At 62.5% G+C, this 16,488-nt stretch carries 19 protein-coding genes; 9 read left to right on the top strand and 10 right to left on the bottom strand.

Going from position 1 to position 16,488, the window contains the following annotated elements:
* Together V6607_RS27395 and V6607_RS27390 are read left to right on the top strand one after the other, a co-directional pair.
* Nucleotides 1–1,098, top strand: a complete 1,098-nt coding sequence (locus tag V6607_RS27395; RefSeq protein WP_003216325.1) for an amino acid ABC transporter permease — start codon at nt 1–3, stop codon at nt 1,096–1,098.
* Between the two features lie 10 nt (nt 1,099–1,108).
* Complete coding sequence (locus tag V6607_RS27390) at nt 1,109–1,873, top strand: amino acid ABC transporter ATP-binding protein (RefSeq protein ID WP_003171943.1); 765 nt, start codon at nt 1,109–1,111, stop codon at nt 1,871–1,873.
* 61 nt (nt 1,874–1,934) lie between these two features.
* On the opposite strand, the gene V6607_RS27385 is transcribed toward V6607_RS27390, so the two are convergent.
* Both V6607_RS27385 and V6607_RS27380 read right to left on the bottom strand, forming a co-directional pair.
* Entirely contained in the window at nt 1,935–2,417 is a 483-nt protein-coding gene (locus tag V6607_RS27385; protein ID WP_003216327.1) for a type II toxin-antitoxin system MqsA family antitoxin, read from the bottom strand.
* A complete protein-coding gene (locus tag V6607_RS27380) occupies nt 2,414–2,725 on the bottom strand; it encodes a type II toxin-antitoxin system MqsR family toxin (protein ID WP_003216329.1) in 312 nt (103 codons plus the stop codon). Before V6607_RS27380 ends, V6607_RS27385 begins: the two co-directional genes overlap by 4 nt.
* Nucleotides 2,726–2,884: 159 nt before the next feature.
* On the opposite strand from V6607_RS27380, the gene V6607_RS27375 reads away from it, so the two are divergent.
* A complete protein-coding gene (locus V6607_RS27375) occupies nt 2,885–3,544 on the top strand; it encodes a FadR/GntR family transcriptional regulator (protein WP_003216331.1) in 660 nt (219 codons plus the stop codon).
* Nucleotides 3,534–4,814: a CynX/NimT family MFS transporter gene (locus V6607_RS27370; protein WP_032899428.1), complete on the top strand. Its 1,281-nt coding sequence runs from the start codon at nt 3,534–3,536 to the stop codon at nt 4,812–4,814. Before V6607_RS27375 ends, V6607_RS27370 begins: the two co-directional genes overlap by 11 nt.
* Here V6607_RS27370 and V6607_RS27365 read toward each other — a convergent pair.
* The 8 genes from V6607_RS27365 to V6607_RS27330 form a co-directional block, all read right to left on the bottom strand.
* Entirely contained in the window at nt 4,811–5,461 is a 651-nt protein-coding gene (locus tag V6607_RS27365; RefSeq protein WP_008435643.1) for a DUF1120 domain-containing protein, read from the bottom strand. The genes V6607_RS27370 and V6607_RS27365 overlap by 4 nt on opposite strands.
* 15 nt (nt 5,462–5,476) lie before the next feature.
* Nucleotides 5,477–6,604, bottom strand: coding sequence for a DUF1120 domain-containing protein (locus tag V6607_RS27360; RefSeq protein ID WP_134327294.1), 1,128 nt, complete (start codon nt 6,602–6,604; stop codon nt 5,477–5,479).
* Between the two features lie 11 nt (nt 6,605–6,615).
* Nucleotides 6,616–8,985 (bottom strand): fimbria/pilus outer membrane usher protein, encoded by a 2,370-nt coding sequence (locus tag V6607_RS27355; protein ID WP_134327700.1) that lies wholly within the window; start codon nt 8,983–8,985, stop codon nt 6,616–6,618.
* A gap of 141 nt (nt 8,986–9,126) precedes the next feature.
* Complete coding sequence (locus V6607_RS27350; RefSeq protein ID WP_008435638.1) at nt 9,127–9,825, bottom strand: fimbria/pilus chaperone family protein; 699 nt, start codon at nt 9,823–9,825, stop codon at nt 9,127–9,129.
* Nucleotides 9,826–9,853: 28 nt separating this feature from the next.
* Nucleotides 9,854–10,483, bottom strand: coding sequence for a DUF1120 domain-containing protein (locus V6607_RS27345; protein WP_087692820.1), 630 nt, complete (start codon nt 10,481–10,483; stop codon nt 9,854–9,856).
* Nucleotides 10,484–10,544: 61 nt separating this feature from the next.
* Nucleotides 10,545–11,174, bottom strand: a complete 630-nt coding sequence (locus V6607_RS27340; RefSeq protein WP_008435636.1) for a DUF1120 domain-containing protein — start codon at nt 11,172–11,174, stop codon at nt 10,545–10,547.
* Nucleotides 11,175–11,217: 43 nt separating this feature from the next.
* Nucleotides 11,218–11,835 carry a DUF1120 domain-containing protein gene (locus tag V6607_RS27335; protein WP_166742204.1) on the bottom strand — a complete coding sequence of 206 codons (618 nt, stop codon included), beginning with the start codon at nt 11,833–11,835 and terminating at the stop codon, nt 11,218–11,220.
* A gap of 44 nt (nt 11,836–11,879) precedes the next feature.
* Nucleotides 11,880–12,509 (bottom strand): DUF1120 domain-containing protein, encoded by a 630-nt coding sequence (locus V6607_RS27330; RefSeq protein WP_008435634.1) that lies wholly within the window; start codon nt 12,507–12,509, stop codon nt 11,880–11,882.
* Between the two features lie 504 nt (nt 12,510–13,013).
* Here V6607_RS27330 and V6607_RS27325 point away from each other — a divergent pair.
* The 5 genes from V6607_RS27325 (at nt 13,014) to V6607_RS27305 (ending at nt 16,478) form a co-directional block, all read left to right on the top strand.
* The gene (locus V6607_RS27325; RefSeq protein ID WP_008435633.1) at nt 13,014–13,748 is read left to right on the top strand and encodes a response regulator; all 735 of its coding nucleotides are present in this window, start codon (nt 13,014–13,016) and stop codon (nt 13,746–13,748) included.
* A gap of 200 nt (nt 13,749–13,948) precedes the next feature.
* Entirely contained in the window at nt 13,949–14,584 is a 636-nt protein-coding gene (locus tag V6607_RS27320; protein WP_003216351.1) for a response regulator transcription factor, read from the top strand.
* 100 nt (nt 14,585–14,684) lie between these two features.
* Complete coding sequence (locus tag V6607_RS27315) at nt 14,685–15,155, top strand: nuclear transport factor 2 family protein (RefSeq protein ID WP_003216352.1); 471 nt, start codon at nt 14,685–14,687, stop codon at nt 15,153–15,155.
* A 36-nt stretch (nt 15,156–15,191) separates the two neighbouring features.
* Nucleotides 15,192–15,467 carry a GIY-YIG nuclease family protein gene (locus V6607_RS27310; protein ID WP_134327293.1) on the top strand — a complete coding sequence of 92 codons (276 nt, stop codon included), beginning with the start codon at nt 15,192–15,194 and terminating at the stop codon, nt 15,465–15,467.
* Nucleotides 15,468–15,542: 75 nt separating this feature from the next.
* The gene (locus V6607_RS27305) at nt 15,543–16,478 is read left to right on the top strand and encodes a glutathione S-transferase family protein (protein ID WP_003216356.1); all 936 of its coding nucleotides are present in this window, start codon (nt 15,543–15,545) and stop codon (nt 16,476–16,478) included.
* The last annotated feature ends 10 nt before the right edge of the window (nt 16,479–16,488 follow it).

The raw sequence follows: 16,488 nt of genomic DNA, 5'->3' as shown, positions 1-16,488 counted from the left end.
ATGAGTACGCATACTTTCAAACCTGATATGCCGCCACCGAACAAAGTGTTCGGGCCGATGGCATGGATGCGCGCCAACCTGTTTTCCAGCTGGCTCAACACCCTGCTGACATTGCTGGCGTTCTACCTGATCTACCTGGTCGTGCCGCCGATCCTGCACTGGGCGATCCTCGATGCAAACTGGGTCGGTACCACCCGCGCCGACTGCACCAAGGAGGGCGCCTGCTGGGTGTTTATCCAACAGCGCTTCGGGCAGTTCATGTACGGCTACTACCCCGGCGACCTGCGCTGGCGCGTCGACCTGACCGTGTGGCTGGCCATCGTGGGTGTGGCGCCGTTGTTCATCTCGCGCTTCACGCGCAAGGCGGTCTACGGCCTGAGTTTTTTGGTGGTGTACCCGATCGTTGCCTACTTCCTGCTGCACGGCGGGATCTTCGGCATGACCAACGTGGCCACCAGCCAGTGGGGCGGCTTGATGCTGACCCTGGTGATCGCCACCGTCGGCATTGCCGGGGCCTTGCCGCTGGGCATTGTGCTGGCGTTGGGTCGGCGTTCGAACATGCCGGCGATTCGTGTGGTCTGCGTGACCTTCATCGAGTTCTGGCGCGGCGTGCCGTTGATCACGGTGCTGTTCATGTCGTCGGTAATGTTGCCGCTGTTCCTGCCGGAAGGCATGGGCATCGACAAATTGCTGCGGGCCTTGATCGGCGTGATCCTGTTCCAGTCGGCCTATGTAGCCGAAGTGGTGCGCGGTGGCTTGCAGGCGATTCCCAAGGGCCAATACGAGGCTGCGGCCGCGATGGGCCTGGGTTACTGGCGCAGCATGGGCCTGGTGATTTTGCCCCAGGCACTGAAGATGGTGATCCCGGGCATCGTCAACACGTTTATCGCGTTGTTCAAGGACACTAGCCTGGTGATCATCATCGGCCTGTTCGACCTGCTCAACAGCGTCAAGCAAGCCGCCGCCGACCCGAAATGGTTGGGCATGGCCACTGAAGGCTACGTGTTCGCCGCCCTGGTGTTCTGGATTTTCTGTTTTGGTATGTCCCGCTATTCCATTCATTTGGAACACAAGCTGGACACAGGCCACAAGCGTTAGGAGTGTTGTGATGAGTGAAGCGATCAAACAGCCTGTGAGCCCTGAAGGCATTATTCAGATGCAGGGCGTCAACAAGTGGTACGGCCAGTTCCATGTGTTGAAAGACATCAACCTGAACGTCAAGCAGGGCGAGCGTATCGTGCTGTGCGGCCCGTCGGGTTCCGGCAAGTCCACCACCATCCGCTGCCTCAACCGCCTGGAAGAGCACCAGCAGGGCCGCATCGTGGTCGATGGCGTGGAACTGACCAACGACCTCAAGCAGATCGAAGCGATCCGCCGCGAAGTCGGCATGGTGTTCCAGCACTTCAACCTGTTCCCGCACCTGACCATCCTGCAGAACTGCACGCTGGCCCCGATGTGGGTACGCAAGATGCCCAAGCGCAAGGCTGAAGAAATTGCCATGCACTACCTTGAGCGCGTGCGTATTCCGGAGCAGGCCCACAAGTTTCCGGGGCAGTTGTCCGGCGGCCAGCAACAGCGCGTGGCGATTGCCCGTGCGCTGTGCATGAAGCCGAAAATCATGCTGTTCGATGAGCCGACCTCGGCGCTCGATCCGGAAATGGTGAAAGAGGTACTGGACACCATGATCGGCCTGGCGGAAGACGGCATGACCATGCTCTGCGTGACCCACGAAATGGGCTTTGCGCGTACCGTGGCCAACCGCGTGATCTTCATGGACAAGGGCGAGATCGTTGAACAGGCGGCGCCGAATGACTTCTTCGACAACCCGCAGAATGATCGGACCAAGTTGTTCTTGAGCCAGATTCTGCATTGATCGATGAGTGATGCTTGAAACAATAAACCCGGCCTGGTGCCGGGTTTATTTTTGCCATCAATCAAGTTGTCGTCAGGGTCTCGTGCTCTTTATGTACCGTATGCACGGAATTGCGAAGATCTGCGCCTTCACTCAGGATTTTTGCTTCGACCAGCAAGTGGGGGTGACGCTCAAGCAAACGCATCAGGACTACCAGGGATTTGGGGGGCAATACCTCACCGCGCTCGTAACGAGATAAGGCGTTGTGGCCGCCACCCGATAGCAGTTGTACCGTTTCTTTTTGTGAAAGGTGCAGTTTGCGGCGTATGCGCTTCATCTCGGTGCCGACCATCTGCCTGAAACTGTGAACGATTTCATCGCAGTGGTCTGAATAGCGTTCCGCGTCTTCGGGGTCCAGGATCACCTCTCCACATGCCTGGCACTCCCATCCAGACAGATCGTCTATACGGCGATGCAAACCTTTGACTTCCGATGTTTCGCTACGTCCTGAGAAGTGATGCATTCCGTCATGCCTGCCGCAGCTGAAGCATTGCTCTGTTTTCATGGGTTTTTCTCCTTGAAGGAGATCACCGGAGGTTTACCATCCGTGCGGTAGGTCACCTTGATGTAGATCTCCAGATCATGTGAGTGAATGTGATACACATCTTGCCAAACTCGATGGTCGTCATGAGTGGTCATCGACTTGTACAGCATCGTGTTTTTCAACTCGAAAATGACCGCCTGCATTTGTTCGATGCTTAAATCAAGATCCTCGCCGCAACGGCGTGCGCTTTGAGTAAATGCTTGCTTTCCAAGCCGCCTGACATCCGCCTTTATCACCGCCAAATCGTAATGAGGTGTGTACTTTTCCATAAGACACCTGAGTCCAATAATTACCCTCTGAGGGTAATTTTACCAATCGAAAATACTGCTCCTTTGCCTGCCCAAGAACCCTAGTGCGTTGCCTTTGTAGGCAACTCCGAATAGGCTGTGGGAAAATTCATCCTATGATTGGATGAAAGGACGAAACCCATGACAGACATCGCCCCCCTGATCAAACGCTCCCTCGTCGATCAAGCCCTCGAACAGTTGCGCCAGCGCATCACCCAAGGCGTATGGGCCATCGGCGAACGCCTGCCCACCGAGCCCGAGTTGTCTGCCGAGTTGGGGATCAGCCGCAACACCGTGCGTGAAGCCATGCGCGTATTGGCATTCTCCGGGTTGATCGAGATCCGCCAGGGCGACGGCAGCTATTTGCGCTCCATGACCGACCCGCTGGGCGCGATGAAAGCCTTGTCCCACTGCACCCTGGCTCAGGCGCAGGAGACGCGGCAGATTCTTGAAGTCGAGGCAGTCGGCTTGGCCGCGTTGCGCCGCACCGATGAAGACCTGGTCGCTTTGCGCGCGGCCCTCAACGCCAGCGGCGACCATTACCACGGTGATCTTGAGCACTACATCAGCTGCGACCTGGTGTTCCACAAACGCCTGGTGGACGCGGCCCACAACCCGGCCTTGAGCGAGCTGTATCAGTACTTCTCGAGCATTGTCGGCGCGCAACTGCGCCAGACCCTGAACATCCAGCCGCGTCGGCAAGCGGTATTCGACCTGCACGGCGCCTTGCTCGATGCCGTGGAGCAACAGGACCCGGAACGCGCCAAGGCCCTGTCCCGGCAGTTGATCAATGAACCTTGAACCCGAGACCACTATGCCCCGTTCAGAAAGTGCCCTTGATGAACTGCTGATCGACGCCGAAGCCGATGACGAGGAGGTCCAGCACAGCCCGCCGGTGGTAAGCCGTCCGTGGTTGTTGCTGTTGGGCCTGATCCTGGTGGCGCTGAACCTGCGCCCGGCGTTGTCGAGCATGGCGCCTCTGCTCGCTGAGGTCTCCCACAGCCTGGGTCTCTCGGCGGCCAAGGCCGGGTTGCTGACGACGCTGCCCGTCTTGTGCCTGGGCCTGTTCGCGCCACTGGCTCCGATCCTGGCCCGACGTTTTGGCGCCGAGCGGGTGGTGCTGGGCATTCTGCTGACCCTGGCCGGTGGCATCATCCTGCGCAGTTCATTCGGTGAGGCCGGGCTGTTCGCCGGCAGCCTGCTGGCGGGCGCGAGTATCGGCATCATCGGGGTGCTGTTGCCCGGTATCGTCAAGCGCGATTTCGCCAAACAGGCCGGCACCATGACCGGCGTGTACACCATGGCCCTGTGCCTGGGTGCAGCGCTGGCGGCGGGATCCACGGTGCCCCTGAGTCATTACTTCGGCGACAGCTGGAACATCGGCCTGGGGTTCTGGATTCTCCCGGCGTTGGTCGCGGCGTTGTTCTGGTTGCCACAGGTCGGCCAGAAACACGGCGCGCACCAGGTGGCCTATCGCGTGAAGGGCTTGTTGCGTGATCCGCTGGCCTGGCAGGTGACCCTGTACATGGGCCTGCAATCCTCCCTGGCGTACATTGTGTTTGGCTGGCTGCCGTCGATCCTGATCGGCCGTGGCCTGAGCGCCACCCAGGCGGGCCTGGTGCTTTCCGGTTCGGTGATTGTGCAGTTGGCCAGTTCCCTGGCTGCGCCCTGGCTGGCCACCCGCGGCAAGGACCAGCGCCTGGCCATCGTGGTGGTGATGGTGCTGACCCTGGGCGGCCTGTTCGGTTGCCTGTATGCACCGTTGGACGGCTTGTGGGGCTGGGCGATTCTGCTGGGCCTGGGCCAGGGTGGCACTTTCAGCCTGGCGCTGACCTTGATCGTGCTGCGTTCACGGGACGCCCATGTAGCCGCCAACCTGTCGAGCATGGCCCAGGGCATCGGCTACACCCTGGCGTCCATGGGGCCGTTCGCGGTCGGGCTGGTGCATGACTGGACCGGTGGCTGGAACGCCACCGGCTGGATTTTCGCGGTGATCGGCCTGGGCGCGATCATCGCGGGGTTGGGCGCCGGGCGTGCGCGGTATGTCGGCGTGACCAGCGAAAAGGTCTAGAGGTACAGCACTTCCATAGTGCTGGAACCATCGATATGCACGTCGCTGCTGAGGTCGAGATTGTTCTTGGCAGCGATCACCGTATCGACCCTGACCAGGCTGCTCAGCGTCTGGAAGGCCGTCGGCCCGCTGGTGCTGCCGACGGTGTCGGTAAAGCCGAGAAAGCTGCGCGAACCGATGTCGATCGGGTTGCTGTTGGCGGTGCGCCAGGCGATCCCGCCGCTGGTGGACTCGGTGCCGTAAACCTCAGGCAGGCTGTCGATCACCGTCTGTTTGGGGTCGAAGGTCAGGGAGTACAGCCCGATCTTGTTGCCGCTCGGGTCCAGGCCCAGCCCGTAGTAGATTTCGCTGTTGACGTTGGCGGTGCCGTCGCGGTTGTCGCTCATGCGCAGGGCGTAGCGAGTCGCTGCCTCGCAGTTGATGGTCACGCTCAGGTAGCGCACCGGCAGGCGTTTGCCGCGATCAATGTTCAACTCCTGTTGGGAAATCTTGCCGTAGTCGATCAGCCCGTTGCTCGACAGCGCCGGTGTACAGGCGCTGGGAGTGAGCAAGCCGGTGATGCCGAGTTCAACACTGGAGGCTGCCGTGGCACCGCTGCTGAGGGTCAGCAGGGCAAGTGTTGCGAGAGAACGCTGGCGTAGGTGCATGACCATACTCCTTGATCAGAGGTAGATGATTTCAATCGTGCCGGAACCGTCGAGCAGTACTTCCGTACGCAGGTCCAGGCTGTTCATGGGGGACAGGACGGCGCGCACGCTGATCTGCCCACTCAGGTTCTGGATCGCGGTGGGGCCGGCATTGCTGCCGGGTAGAGCGGTAAAGCCGAGCAAACTGCTGCTGCCGATGGGAATGGGGTAGGCGCTGGAACTGCTCCAGGCCACGCCGCCAGTGGTGGAGTCGGTGCGGTACACCTGGGGCAGGGCGTCGGCGCGCAGGTCGAAGGGGTCGAAATAGAGGAAGTACCGGCCGATTTTATTACGGCTGTCGTCCACTCCCAGGCCGTAGGCGGTTTCGTCGATGCCGCCGGTGGCCGAGCCTTTGCGGTTGTCATGCATGCGCAAGGCGAAATGAGTCGGGCCGTCGCAGCCGATACTCAGCAGCAGGCTGCGGGAGACCAGCCCGGTTTCCTTGTCGGTGTTAAGGCTCCTGGACCACATACGGCCAAAGTCGATGATGCCGCCGTTGGACAGCGTGGTCTCGCAGGCCGCCGGGGCGAAACCGGCTTGCAGCGACAACTCCCGTGCGCGGCCGCTGGCGACGGCGTCGATCAAGCCGCTGGCTTCCCAGGTCACCGCGTCGCGCACTTGCAGGGCGTCGGCCTGCGCCCAGGCATTGACCAGCAATTGCGCCGAGAAGCTGCTGCCGGTGGTCGGCGCACCGTCGCGCAACGGTACGATGGCCTGGTCGGGCCGCCAGTCGAGTGTCCTGCCCCTGGCACTGGGCGCCTGGCCTTGCCCGCTGGTCAACCCCAGTTCAACAGCCTGGCCGTCGAGTACCGCATCGCTGATGTGCACGCGGTAACTGCCACGCTCGGTAAAGCGGTAGCGCTCGGCGGTCGCGGCCAGGGCTCGGTAGAACACGTGCATATCGGTGGGCGTCGGGCAGTTCAGGTTGAGGCTCAGGCGGCGTTCTCCCAGCAGGATTTCTGCGCCGGGGTTGCGCTGCACGGCGCGGTTCATCACGCCGAAATCCAGGCGCGACTGGCTTAGGGTCAGTTGGCATTCGTCGGCGTGCGCCCGGCCCTGGACGATGGCGCCCAGGGCCAATCCCAGCAGTAACAATCGCTTCATCACAGTCTTCCTCATGGCGTCACACAGCGGGCCGGGGCGGTTTCGAAATACACCTGCGGGTCGGCTTTTTCCGCGAGTTCAACCTGCAGTTCACAGCGGCTCATGCCCGGTGCCTTGACCCACAGGGGGCGTGGGTCCAGCACGTTCGGCAGGAACACCTGGCTGCCTTCCTGCACCAGGGTCACGAACTCGCCCTCGGCGGTACTCACCGTGGCGCCACGGGGCAGTGGCGTACCGTGGTCGGTTGCCACCGTGAGCAAGGCACGACGGGTCAGGGCCACGCCGAATTCCACGCGATCCACCGCGCCGCGCCCGGCGCTGATGACGGCCAGGCCGTTGCTGATATCGGCGTTGCGTGGCAGCGACTGGGTTTGCACTTCCACGGGGCTGCGCCCGTAGGCGGATACCTGCGGTACCACGGCCTGGCCCTGGAAGTCGGTCCATACCGGGCCGCTGGGCGTGGTGAGCTTGACCCCGGCCATATCGCCGACAGACACCAGCGCAAAGGTGTCGCGCACCGGATAAGGCGAGAAGGTCACGCCACCGCTGTGGGCCACCACCGCACCGCGCACACCGCCCTGGTAGCTGGAGCGCTCGGCGTCAGAGCGGCTGTAGTTCATGTCCAGTTGTGCATAGCGCGGCAGATAGGACACGCCGAGGGTGGATTCCACTTGTTGGTCGCGGCTGTCGTGCTCGGCACTGACCCGGTAACTGAGTTGATCGTTGACCTGCTCGTTCACCCCCAGGCCGATGCGATGCTCGCCACCGGAGTTGCGCACCCAGGAGCGCCCACGCCGGTTCTCACCCAGTGGCACGCTCAGGTTCAGGTACACCGCGTTCTCGTTATTCTGCCGGCCGCTGACCTGCCACTCGGCACTGGCCGACAGCGACACGCCGCGCACGCTGGTGCCCCATGAGGCCAGGGCACGGCTGCTGTTTTCGCCGTTGAACGTGGTGGTGCGCGACAGGCCGGCATTGAAGGCACCCAGCCATGGATGGGCCCAGCCCAGGGCCAGGCTCTGCTGGTCGCGATAGCGGGTGAGGCGACCTTCGTCGTCCCGTGAGTCGTAGTAGGCGGCGTCTTCCAGCTCCCGGTAGCCCATGGTGCGGTGGGAGGCGCCGGCGGTGATCGACCATTGCCGGCCCAGGCGCTGGGACAGGCTCAGGTCGGTCTGTACGCCGCGTTCACCCAGGCGTTGGGCATCGGCAATCTGGGTCGACAGTTGTAGCTGGCCGTCTGGCCACGGCAACAGGCCGAGGCTGGCACCCGTGGCACGGTAGTCTTCGGCGGCAAGCGCGCCGGCCCCCAGGCTCAGGCGCGGGTTCAAGGCGCCGCTCCAGCCGCCACTGATCACCCACGGATCGTCGCCGCGCGTATCGCCGATATTGCGCACCCGGCCCGCTCCCAGCGAGTAACCCGGCGCTGGCAGGCCGATGCCGAGCATCGCCGCCGGCACGCTGAAGCGCCGCTCTTCGCCGGTGCTTTCCTTGACCGTCACTTCAACGTCGGAGCGTGTGTTCAGGCGCCGTACGTCGGTGAGGGAGAACGGCCCGGCCGGCACCACGGTGGAGTGAATCAGCGCGCCGTTCTGGCGCACCTCCACCTGGGCCGGGCTGTTGGCGATGCCGCTGATGGTCGAGCCCTGTTCCTGGTCCTGCAGGGCCTGTTCGGTAAACAGCTGCATGCCGGTGATCTGCGCGGACGACAGCACCGGGTTGTAGAGGTTGATCTGCCCGGCTTGCAACACCGCCTGCTGCTCGGCGAAGGTGCGCTGGGCATAGGCTTCCAGGTGGGTACTGCGGGACCGGGAGTCTTGCCAGGTCTGGACCTGGCGGCTGCGCACGATCCAGTCGCCCGCGTTGAAGCCCAGCTCGGTATTGGCCGAGCCGAAGCGGCTGGCGTCGTCGCCATAACGGTTGTACAAACCGGTGAGGTCGTAGTTGAGCAAGCCGGCGAACCCTCCGGTTTCATAACCGGACAGCTCACGTTGGCGCGGGCGCAGGGCATCGGTGGGCACCATCAGGCTCACGCTCAGGCTGGCGGGGTCTTGCTCCACCACGGTTTGCGGGTATTCGCCGAGGAAGTCATGGCAGTGGCTGTCGGCCAGCGGGGCCGGTATCACCAGGTCGGCGGCGTCCAGCAGCGGGCGGTCGAAGCACAGCGCGCCCTGGCTGTCGAACTGCACATCGAGGCGGCCACGGCGCTGGCCGTTCACCGTCAGGCTCACGGCATGGCGGCCGCTGGTGTAGCGCGGTGCGTCGAGCAGCAGGTAGGCCAGCTCCGGGTCGATACCGCGCTGGTGCAGGGTTTGCGCGTCGAAGGCATCGGCCCAGGCATCGGCCGACAGCAACGCCATGGTCAGTGGCAGCGCGGCCCGCATCCGGGCGGGGCGTAAAGGACAGTCGGGCACGGCTTCGCCAGCCGGGTCAGTGGTTACTGTGTTCACGTAAAGGCACTCAGGTTATGGAAGCCGGCAACGGTTGGCGGGCTTCCCGGTGACAGTCACAGGGCTGTCACTTCGTTATTCAGCGTTTGCGGCGGTTATCGGTGCCTCATAGGCGGCGACGGCAAAGCCGTACACGGTGGCCGGTTGCAGGCGTACGGCCGTGGCGGTGTGGGGCGTGCTGAGCCGCAGGGTTTCGCCGGGCAACACATAAGTGCGCGGCAGCACCAGGCTCTGCTTGCCGGGCAGCAATTGCAGCTCCTGGGCCAGGCGCACCACGTAAGGCGTGGGGTTGGCGACGTTCAGGTGACCGGCGTTCAACGACCAGGTCAGCCCGGTCCAGGGTGTGCGGTTCGGCGCCAGGCCCTTGGGATGAATGATCACCGGCAGGTTCTGGCGCACGGTCACGCCCACCCGCGCATGGCCAGCCTGGGCGGCGTCACGGTCCTTGGGCATGCCTTCGAAGATCACCCGCTTCAGGCGTTGGGTTTTCAGGGGCGTGGGGTTGCGCAGGATAAAGCGCACCAACTGGCTTTTATCGGCCTCGACCCGGGACAGGGGCGGGGTGACGAACAGCAGCGATTCGGTGTCTTCCGGAATGTCTTCCAGGGTGACGTGCAGCAGGGCCAGTTTGCCGTCGGTGTTGGTCACCGACACCGAAGCTTCGCCGTCGGCCTCGTTGACGATCACCACCGAGGTGTCGGGCACCATGCCGTCGGCAAACGCCTGGGTGCTCAGCAGCCAGCCCAGGGCCAGCAAGGTTGGATAGGTCTTCATGACGCAGTTCCTAAAATGATCACAGGGCTTAGAGGTAACGCAAATCCAGGACCAGTGAGCCATCGAGGGGAACGTCTTGCCTGAGGGTCAGACGGTTCGCCGGGTGGATGGTGGTCTGTGCGCGGATCCGGGTGGTCAGGGTGACGATGGGTTCCGGAAACGGTCGGCCGGGACGGGCGAAGCCCATGAGTGTCTTGGGGTGGATGGCCGGTTGGGGAGCCCAAAGGCCGCCTTCGGGGTTTGACACAAGTGACTGCATGGCCTGGCCGTCTCCTTGCGCCGCTTCGAACGCCAGGTCGACGTAACCCAACTGCTCCGCGGGCGCGATGGGGTTTCTCCCCAGGCCGTAGGTAGTGTCCGGTGCGGCGGACGAATCTTCGCGGCTGTCCAGGCCAATCAGGCCAAACAACAAGGGGCCGCTGCAGTGGATCTCTACCTCCAGCCATTGGGTAGGCAACGGGGTGGGAGCCACCTGGTTGAGGAGATGGGCAGGGATGGTGCCGTGGTCGATGATGCCGCTGCCGGAGAGCGCGATGGTGCAGGAGCTGGGGGTAACCAGGCCCGACAGGGTCATCTCGGTGGCGGTGCTGGCAAACACGCTAGAGCCGGTGTTGAGCAATAACAGCGCCGTGCACAGGCGTAGGGTTCTGTTCATCATTCGGTCTTCAATGTGTTCGGTGCAGGTAAGGCGCCTCGCCGCGAACGACGAGGCCGCGGGTTCACAGGTACTTCACTTCCAGCGTGGCCGAGCCGTCGATCGGGTGTTCATCGCTCAGGTCCAGGCTGTCGGCCCGGGCGATCTGCGCGTACACCACCAGGTCGCTGACGACTTGCTGGATCGGCACCGGCAGCCAGGTGCCCGAGGTTCTATCGCCGAAAGCCGCCAATGCGCTGGGTGGCAGGATCGCGTCCGCCGACTCTGCCCAGGTCGTGCCGTTATCCCCGGATTCCAGCACCGTGACGGCGACAGAGTCGGCGACTGCGTTATTCAGCATCAGGTCGTAGGCCCCCAGCTTCTGCGTACCGTTGATCAACCCCAGGCCGTAGGTGCCGCCGCTGGAGTTGGACCCGGCGCGGTTGTCGGTGCCCTTGACGGCAAACAGGGTGCCGCCGTCGCAGGTGATGGTCAGTTGCAAGGTGGTGCGTGGCAGTTGTTTGGGGGTCGTGAGGTTCAGGTCTTTGGCGGAGATCTTGCCGTAGTCCACCATCCCTCCGCCGGACAGGCCAGGTGTGCAGGCGTTGGGGGTAATCACCCCTTTGACAGTCAGGTCGACGGTGGACGCCGCCAGGGCAGAGGCGCTGGTGCTGAGCAGCAGCGCGGTGGCCAGGGCATTGAGCGTAAGTTTCATGGGGCACACGTTTCCTTTCGAGTGGGGCCGGTTGAATAAAGGGTTACAGGTACTTCAGTTGCACGGTGGCATGGCCGTCCAGCGGCACTTCGTCGAGCACGGTCAGGCGGTCGGTGCCGTCGACCATCGTGTACACGCGCAGGTCGGCACTGAATTGCCGTATCGCAATCGGGGTGTTCGCACCGCCGTTGGTGGCGACCGAGGTTTGGGTGTAGTGGCCCAGGTAAATCGACGGGAGCCAGGTCACCCCGCCATCGGTCGAGTTGATCGTCTTGACCGTGACGCCGTCCGCGACCGGGTTGAGCAGGCCGAATGCGGTGGCGCCAAGTTTTTCGCCACTGTCCGTCAGCCCCAGGCCATGCCAGTAGTCGTTAATTGCCGAAGTGCCGGCGCGGTTATCGATCGTGCTCAGCGCGATGAACGTTGGCGCCTCACACAGGACTTCCATTTGCATGGTCTGCGGCTGCAGTGAGGTCGGGCTGTCGGTGTTGAGTTCCTTGGCCGGCATTTTTCCGTAATCCACCACGCCTCCGCCGGAGAGCATGGGTTCACAGGCATTCGGCGTGATGGTGCCCGTGACGGCGAAGTCGGTACTGCTGGCGGCCAGTACGGTGGGGGCCAGCAGCAACGTGGCGAGAAAGACAGCGGGTGAGGAATTCATCATCGAGCAGCACCTTTTGGTTGCAGGTCAGGGGCGAAGGTGGGTTACAGGTAGAGCACTTCAATGGTGGCCGAGCCGTCGATATTGACTTCGTTGCTCAGGTCCAGGCCGTCGGTGCGGTTGATGTAGCCGCTGTAGGCCACGGGGGTGACCAGTTGCTGGGTGGCACGCGGGGTGCTGGCGTCTGCCAGGGTGGCGACCGAGAGATAGGTGCCGGTTTCAAAGCTGTTCCAACGCTCCCAGGTGACGCCATTGTCGAAAGACCCGATGGCTTGCACGGTTTCGCCGTCGGCCTGGGGCGGGCTACCGGTGGCGCCAAGGGTCAAGCTATAGGAACCCAGCTTTTGCGTGCCGTTGATAAATCCCAGCCCGAAGCCGCTGCCGCTGCCGGAGCCAATACGGTTGTCGGTCGCCTTGAGGGCGAAGATCACCGGCGCATCGCAGGTCACGGTCATTTGCAGCGTGACTTTCGGCAACAGGGTGATCTGGGTGGCGTTCAAGTCCTTGGCCGACATCTTGCCGTGGTCGATGACCCCGCCACTGGACAGGCTCGGCGTGCAGGCATTCGGGGTGATGATGCCCTTGACTGTCAGGTCCACGGTGCTGGCGGCGAAGGCGGGGGCGGTGCCAGTGATCAGCAGGGCGCTGGCGACGGCGATCAGGTGCTTGTTCATGGTTGTATTGTCTCGGTGTTGGATCAACTGACGGGTGCAGCTCACCGCAGCGCAGAAAGAGGCGCGGTTGGGCGTCGGGTCAGTTCGGATAGTTGGCCGCCAGGTGAGTTGGCGGGTTGCCCTCTTGGGGTGGGGCGCAATTTAGCGCCGGGGGGGAGGAGGGGAAATACAAGAATTACGACAATCCGCTATCCCTCTAGCTCGCCTGCGTCAAGTCGGAATAGGTGGGCGGAGCTGTAGGAAAAACTGTCTTTTCGTAGTTCTTGTATCGCAAGAGTGGTATTCATGTGGATAGCTTGATTCGGTAATGGGTGCCAGGCGGATGGGTTAAGGATCACCGTCAAGCGCACCCTCACTAGACGATATGCCTGGGCCGTCTGATGGCCCTGGCAGGTCGGCGCCGATATCGAGGTGGCCATGATGCCAAGCGTGTTTGCTGACGACGCCCCCAGGCAGCAAACGGTGCCATGGCGCAGTCCTCCTGTTCACTGGAAGCACCTGAGCGTGCTGATCGTCGAGGACCATCAGGCCTATCGCGCCTTGATGGGCTGGTTCCTGCAAAAATTCGAAGTCGATCACGAACTGGTGTGCAACGGGCAGGCCGCGTTGACCGCCATCGCCCTGCGGCATTTCGACCTGGTGATCAGCGATTGCCGCATGCCGGTGCTGGATGGCTATAGCATGGCTCGTGAGATCAGGCGGCGAGAGGCCGTACACAGCCGCCCGCGTGTGCCGATCATTGCCTTGACCGCCAAACTCTCTGCGGACGATGCGCGCCGCTGCCTTGAGGCCGGCATGGATGCCTGGCTGCTCAAGCCGCTGACCCTGGAACAATTGCGCGGGGTGCTGGAGCAGTGGCTGCCACAGCCGCCGGGCGCCAGTACGAACCCGCCTGCCACAGCCTGCGCCGCGGCGCACTGGCCGACTCGTGCCGAACTGATCAGGACATTTGGTGATGAACAGGTGGTGAACCAGATGTTGCGCACCCTGGTGCGCGAGGCCGAGGCTGATTACGCCGGCCTGGTACAGGCTTGCCGCATCGTCGACCCGCATGCATTGGTCGACTGCCTGCATCGCCTGGCGGGAAGCCTGGCGTTTTTTGGCGAGACGGAGCTGGATCGCTGTGCGGGGGAGTTGATCGAACAGGTGCGCAAGCATGGGATCCGGTGCAACAGGCGGGCATTGCAGCGGTTCGACCAGGACCTGCTGGTGTATCTGCGCTATTTGACAGATTTATGACATTTTCAGCGATTCTGTAGGGGGTATTACCTCTGTCTGTGGGCTTAGTTTGTAGGTGGTTTCCTTTTTTGTTGTAAGTAAAAAATCACCCGCTTAAGAACACGGGACGCCATTGAAAACCGCTCCCAGGTGGGCGGTTGTTGCCCGGGACGGACAGGGTTATTTTGCGCAAATCAATTTGCCATCACTCATGGATTTCTATGCTTCGCGTAATTATTGCTGACGATCATCCCATTGTTCGGATCGGGCAGAAGGTGGTGATCGAGGCCAACGGCAAGTGCAAGGTGGTCGGTGAGGCCAACGGCCCGGATGAGTTGCTGCGGGTACTGGGCAGCACCCCTTGCGATGTGCTGGTGACGGACTTCGCCATGCCGGGCGGGCAGCAGGCTGACGGCTATGTGTTGTTGGGCTTGTTGCAACGCCAATACCCCGGGGTGCCGGTGATCCTGGTGACGATGTTCGCCAATATCGCCACCCTGCGTGCCTCGTTCGCCGAGGGCGCCCGAGGCATTGTCGCCAAGAGTGCATCGGCCAAGGAGTTGCCCACGGCCATCAAGGAAGTCTGCGAGGGCAAGACCTTCGTCAGCGAGTCCCTGCGGACCCAGTTGGTGCAGGCCGGCACGGGCGATCAATCACAACCGCCGCAACTGTCGGGCAAGGAACGCGAAGTGGTGCGCATGCTGGCCAGCGGCATGACCGTCAGCCAGATTGCCGCGCGGGTCAATCGCAGCATCTCCACCATCAGCAAACAGAAAAGTACCGCGATGAACCGGCTGTGTATCTCCACCGATGTGGATTTGTTCCACTATGCTCGCAGCAGCGGAATGGTGCCCTGAAGGGACGGGATGAGGTATTCCTGGCGTTGATGCCAGTAGTGTTCCCCGGCCTTGGGGATTATCGTACCGGCCATCCCAACTTCTTTTGCGGAACCTGCCCATGAGCGACGCCCATAACGCCTTGATCACCGAGTTCTACAGTGCATTCCAGCGCCTGGATGCCGAAGCCATGAGCGCCTGCTACAGCGACGACGTGGTGTTCAGCGACCCGGCATTCGGTGAACTGCGTGGCCGTGATGCCGGCGACATGTGGCGCATGCTGACCACCCGGGCCAAGGACTTTTCCCTGACCTTCGACGGTGTGCGCAGCGATGAAATCACCGGCAGCGCCCACTGGGTGGCGACCTACCTGTTCAGCGCGACGGGCAACACCGTAGTCAACGATATCCGGGCGCGCTTTGTGTTTCGTGATGGCAAGATCTGCGAGCACCACGACCACTTTGACCTGTGGCGCTGGTCGCGGCAGGCGTTGGGCACCAAAGGCCTGTTGCTGGGCTGGACGCCGCTGGTGAAAAACGCCGTGCGGGCCCAGGCGCTGAAAGGGTTGAAGGCGTTCCAGGCCAGTCGTTGATAAGATTGGCGTTCCTTTGGTTTGCCGAATTGATCCGTGACGACTCCTTCTGAAGCCAAACCGTGGTTTGTCTACCTGGTGCGCGCCGCCAATGGCTCGCTCTATTGCGGCATCAGCAATGACCCGGTGCGCCGCTTTGCCATGCACCAGAGTGGCAAGGGCGCACGGTTTTTCCTCTCAAGCCCCGCCGTGGCGCTGGTGTACACCGAGGCATGCATCAGCAAGGCCGAGGCGCTGCGCCAGGAACGGCTGATCAAGAAACTCAAGAAAAGGGCCAAGGAGTGCCTGGCGGCGATCGGCCCATCAGTTTGACTGATAGGTTCCCATGCGCGCCTTTGCCGGGTTTGCAGGCTAAGCTGGACGCTCACTCATTGAGCGGAGCCTGGCATGACTGAGTTGATCCTGCACCACTACCCGCAATCCCCATTTGCCGAAAAGGCCCGCCTGTTGCTGGGCTTCAAGGGCTTGTCCTGGCGTTCGGTGCACATCTCGCCGGTGATGCCCAAGCCTGACTTGACGGCCCTCACCGGTGGTTATCGCAAGACCCCGGTGTTGCAGGTGGGCGCCGATATCTACTGCGACACCGCACTGATCGCCCGCCGCCTGGAGCAGGAAAAGTCCGTGCCGGCGCTGTTTCCCCAAGGCCTGGAACTGGTCAGCCAAAGCTTCGCCGCCTGGGCTGATTCGACGGTGTTCTCTCATGCCGTGAGCCTGGTGTTCCAGCCGGAATCCCTGGCGGTCAAGTTCGCCAAAGTGCCGCCGGAAATGCTCCAGGTGCTGGTGGCCGACCGCAGCAAATTGTTCAGTGGCGGCACGGCCACCCGTGTGCAACTGGATCAGGCCAAGCATCAATGGCCGGTGATCATCGGTCGTATCAATCAGCAGTTGCAGCACCAGCAGGGCGACTTCCTGTTCGGCGAGCCGTCGATTGCCGACTTCGCCCTGGCGCACCCGTTGTGGTTCCTCATGGGATCGTCGGTCACCTCGCCGCTGGTGGAAACCTATCCTGCGGTGGCCGCCTGGCTCGCCCGGGTGTTGGGTTTCGGGCATGGCACGTCGAGCCAGATGAGTGCCGAGCAAGCCCTGGAAGTCGCGCGCAATGCCACGCCGGCCAACCTGCCGGAAGAAATCTTCGAAGACCCGAACGGCTTCAAGCCCGGCCAGCAAGTGACCATCAGCGCCACCGACTACGGCACCGATCCGGTGGCCGGGGAGTTGCTGTTTGCCGGCCGCGAAGAGCTGATTCTGCGGCGCACCGATGACCGCGCCGGCACCGTGCATGTGCACGTTCCGCGCTTCGGATTTCGGATCCAACCGGCGTGACTGAAATTAT

Origin of the sequence: Pseudomonas sp. KK18, assembly GCF_037094675.1 — a bacterium.
GTDB lineage: Bacteria > Pseudomonadota > Gammaproteobacteria > Pseudomonadales > Pseudomonadaceae > Aquipseudomonas.
Note: the sequence above shows the minus strand (reverse complement) of the source record. Positions and strands in the feature narration are given on the sequence as shown.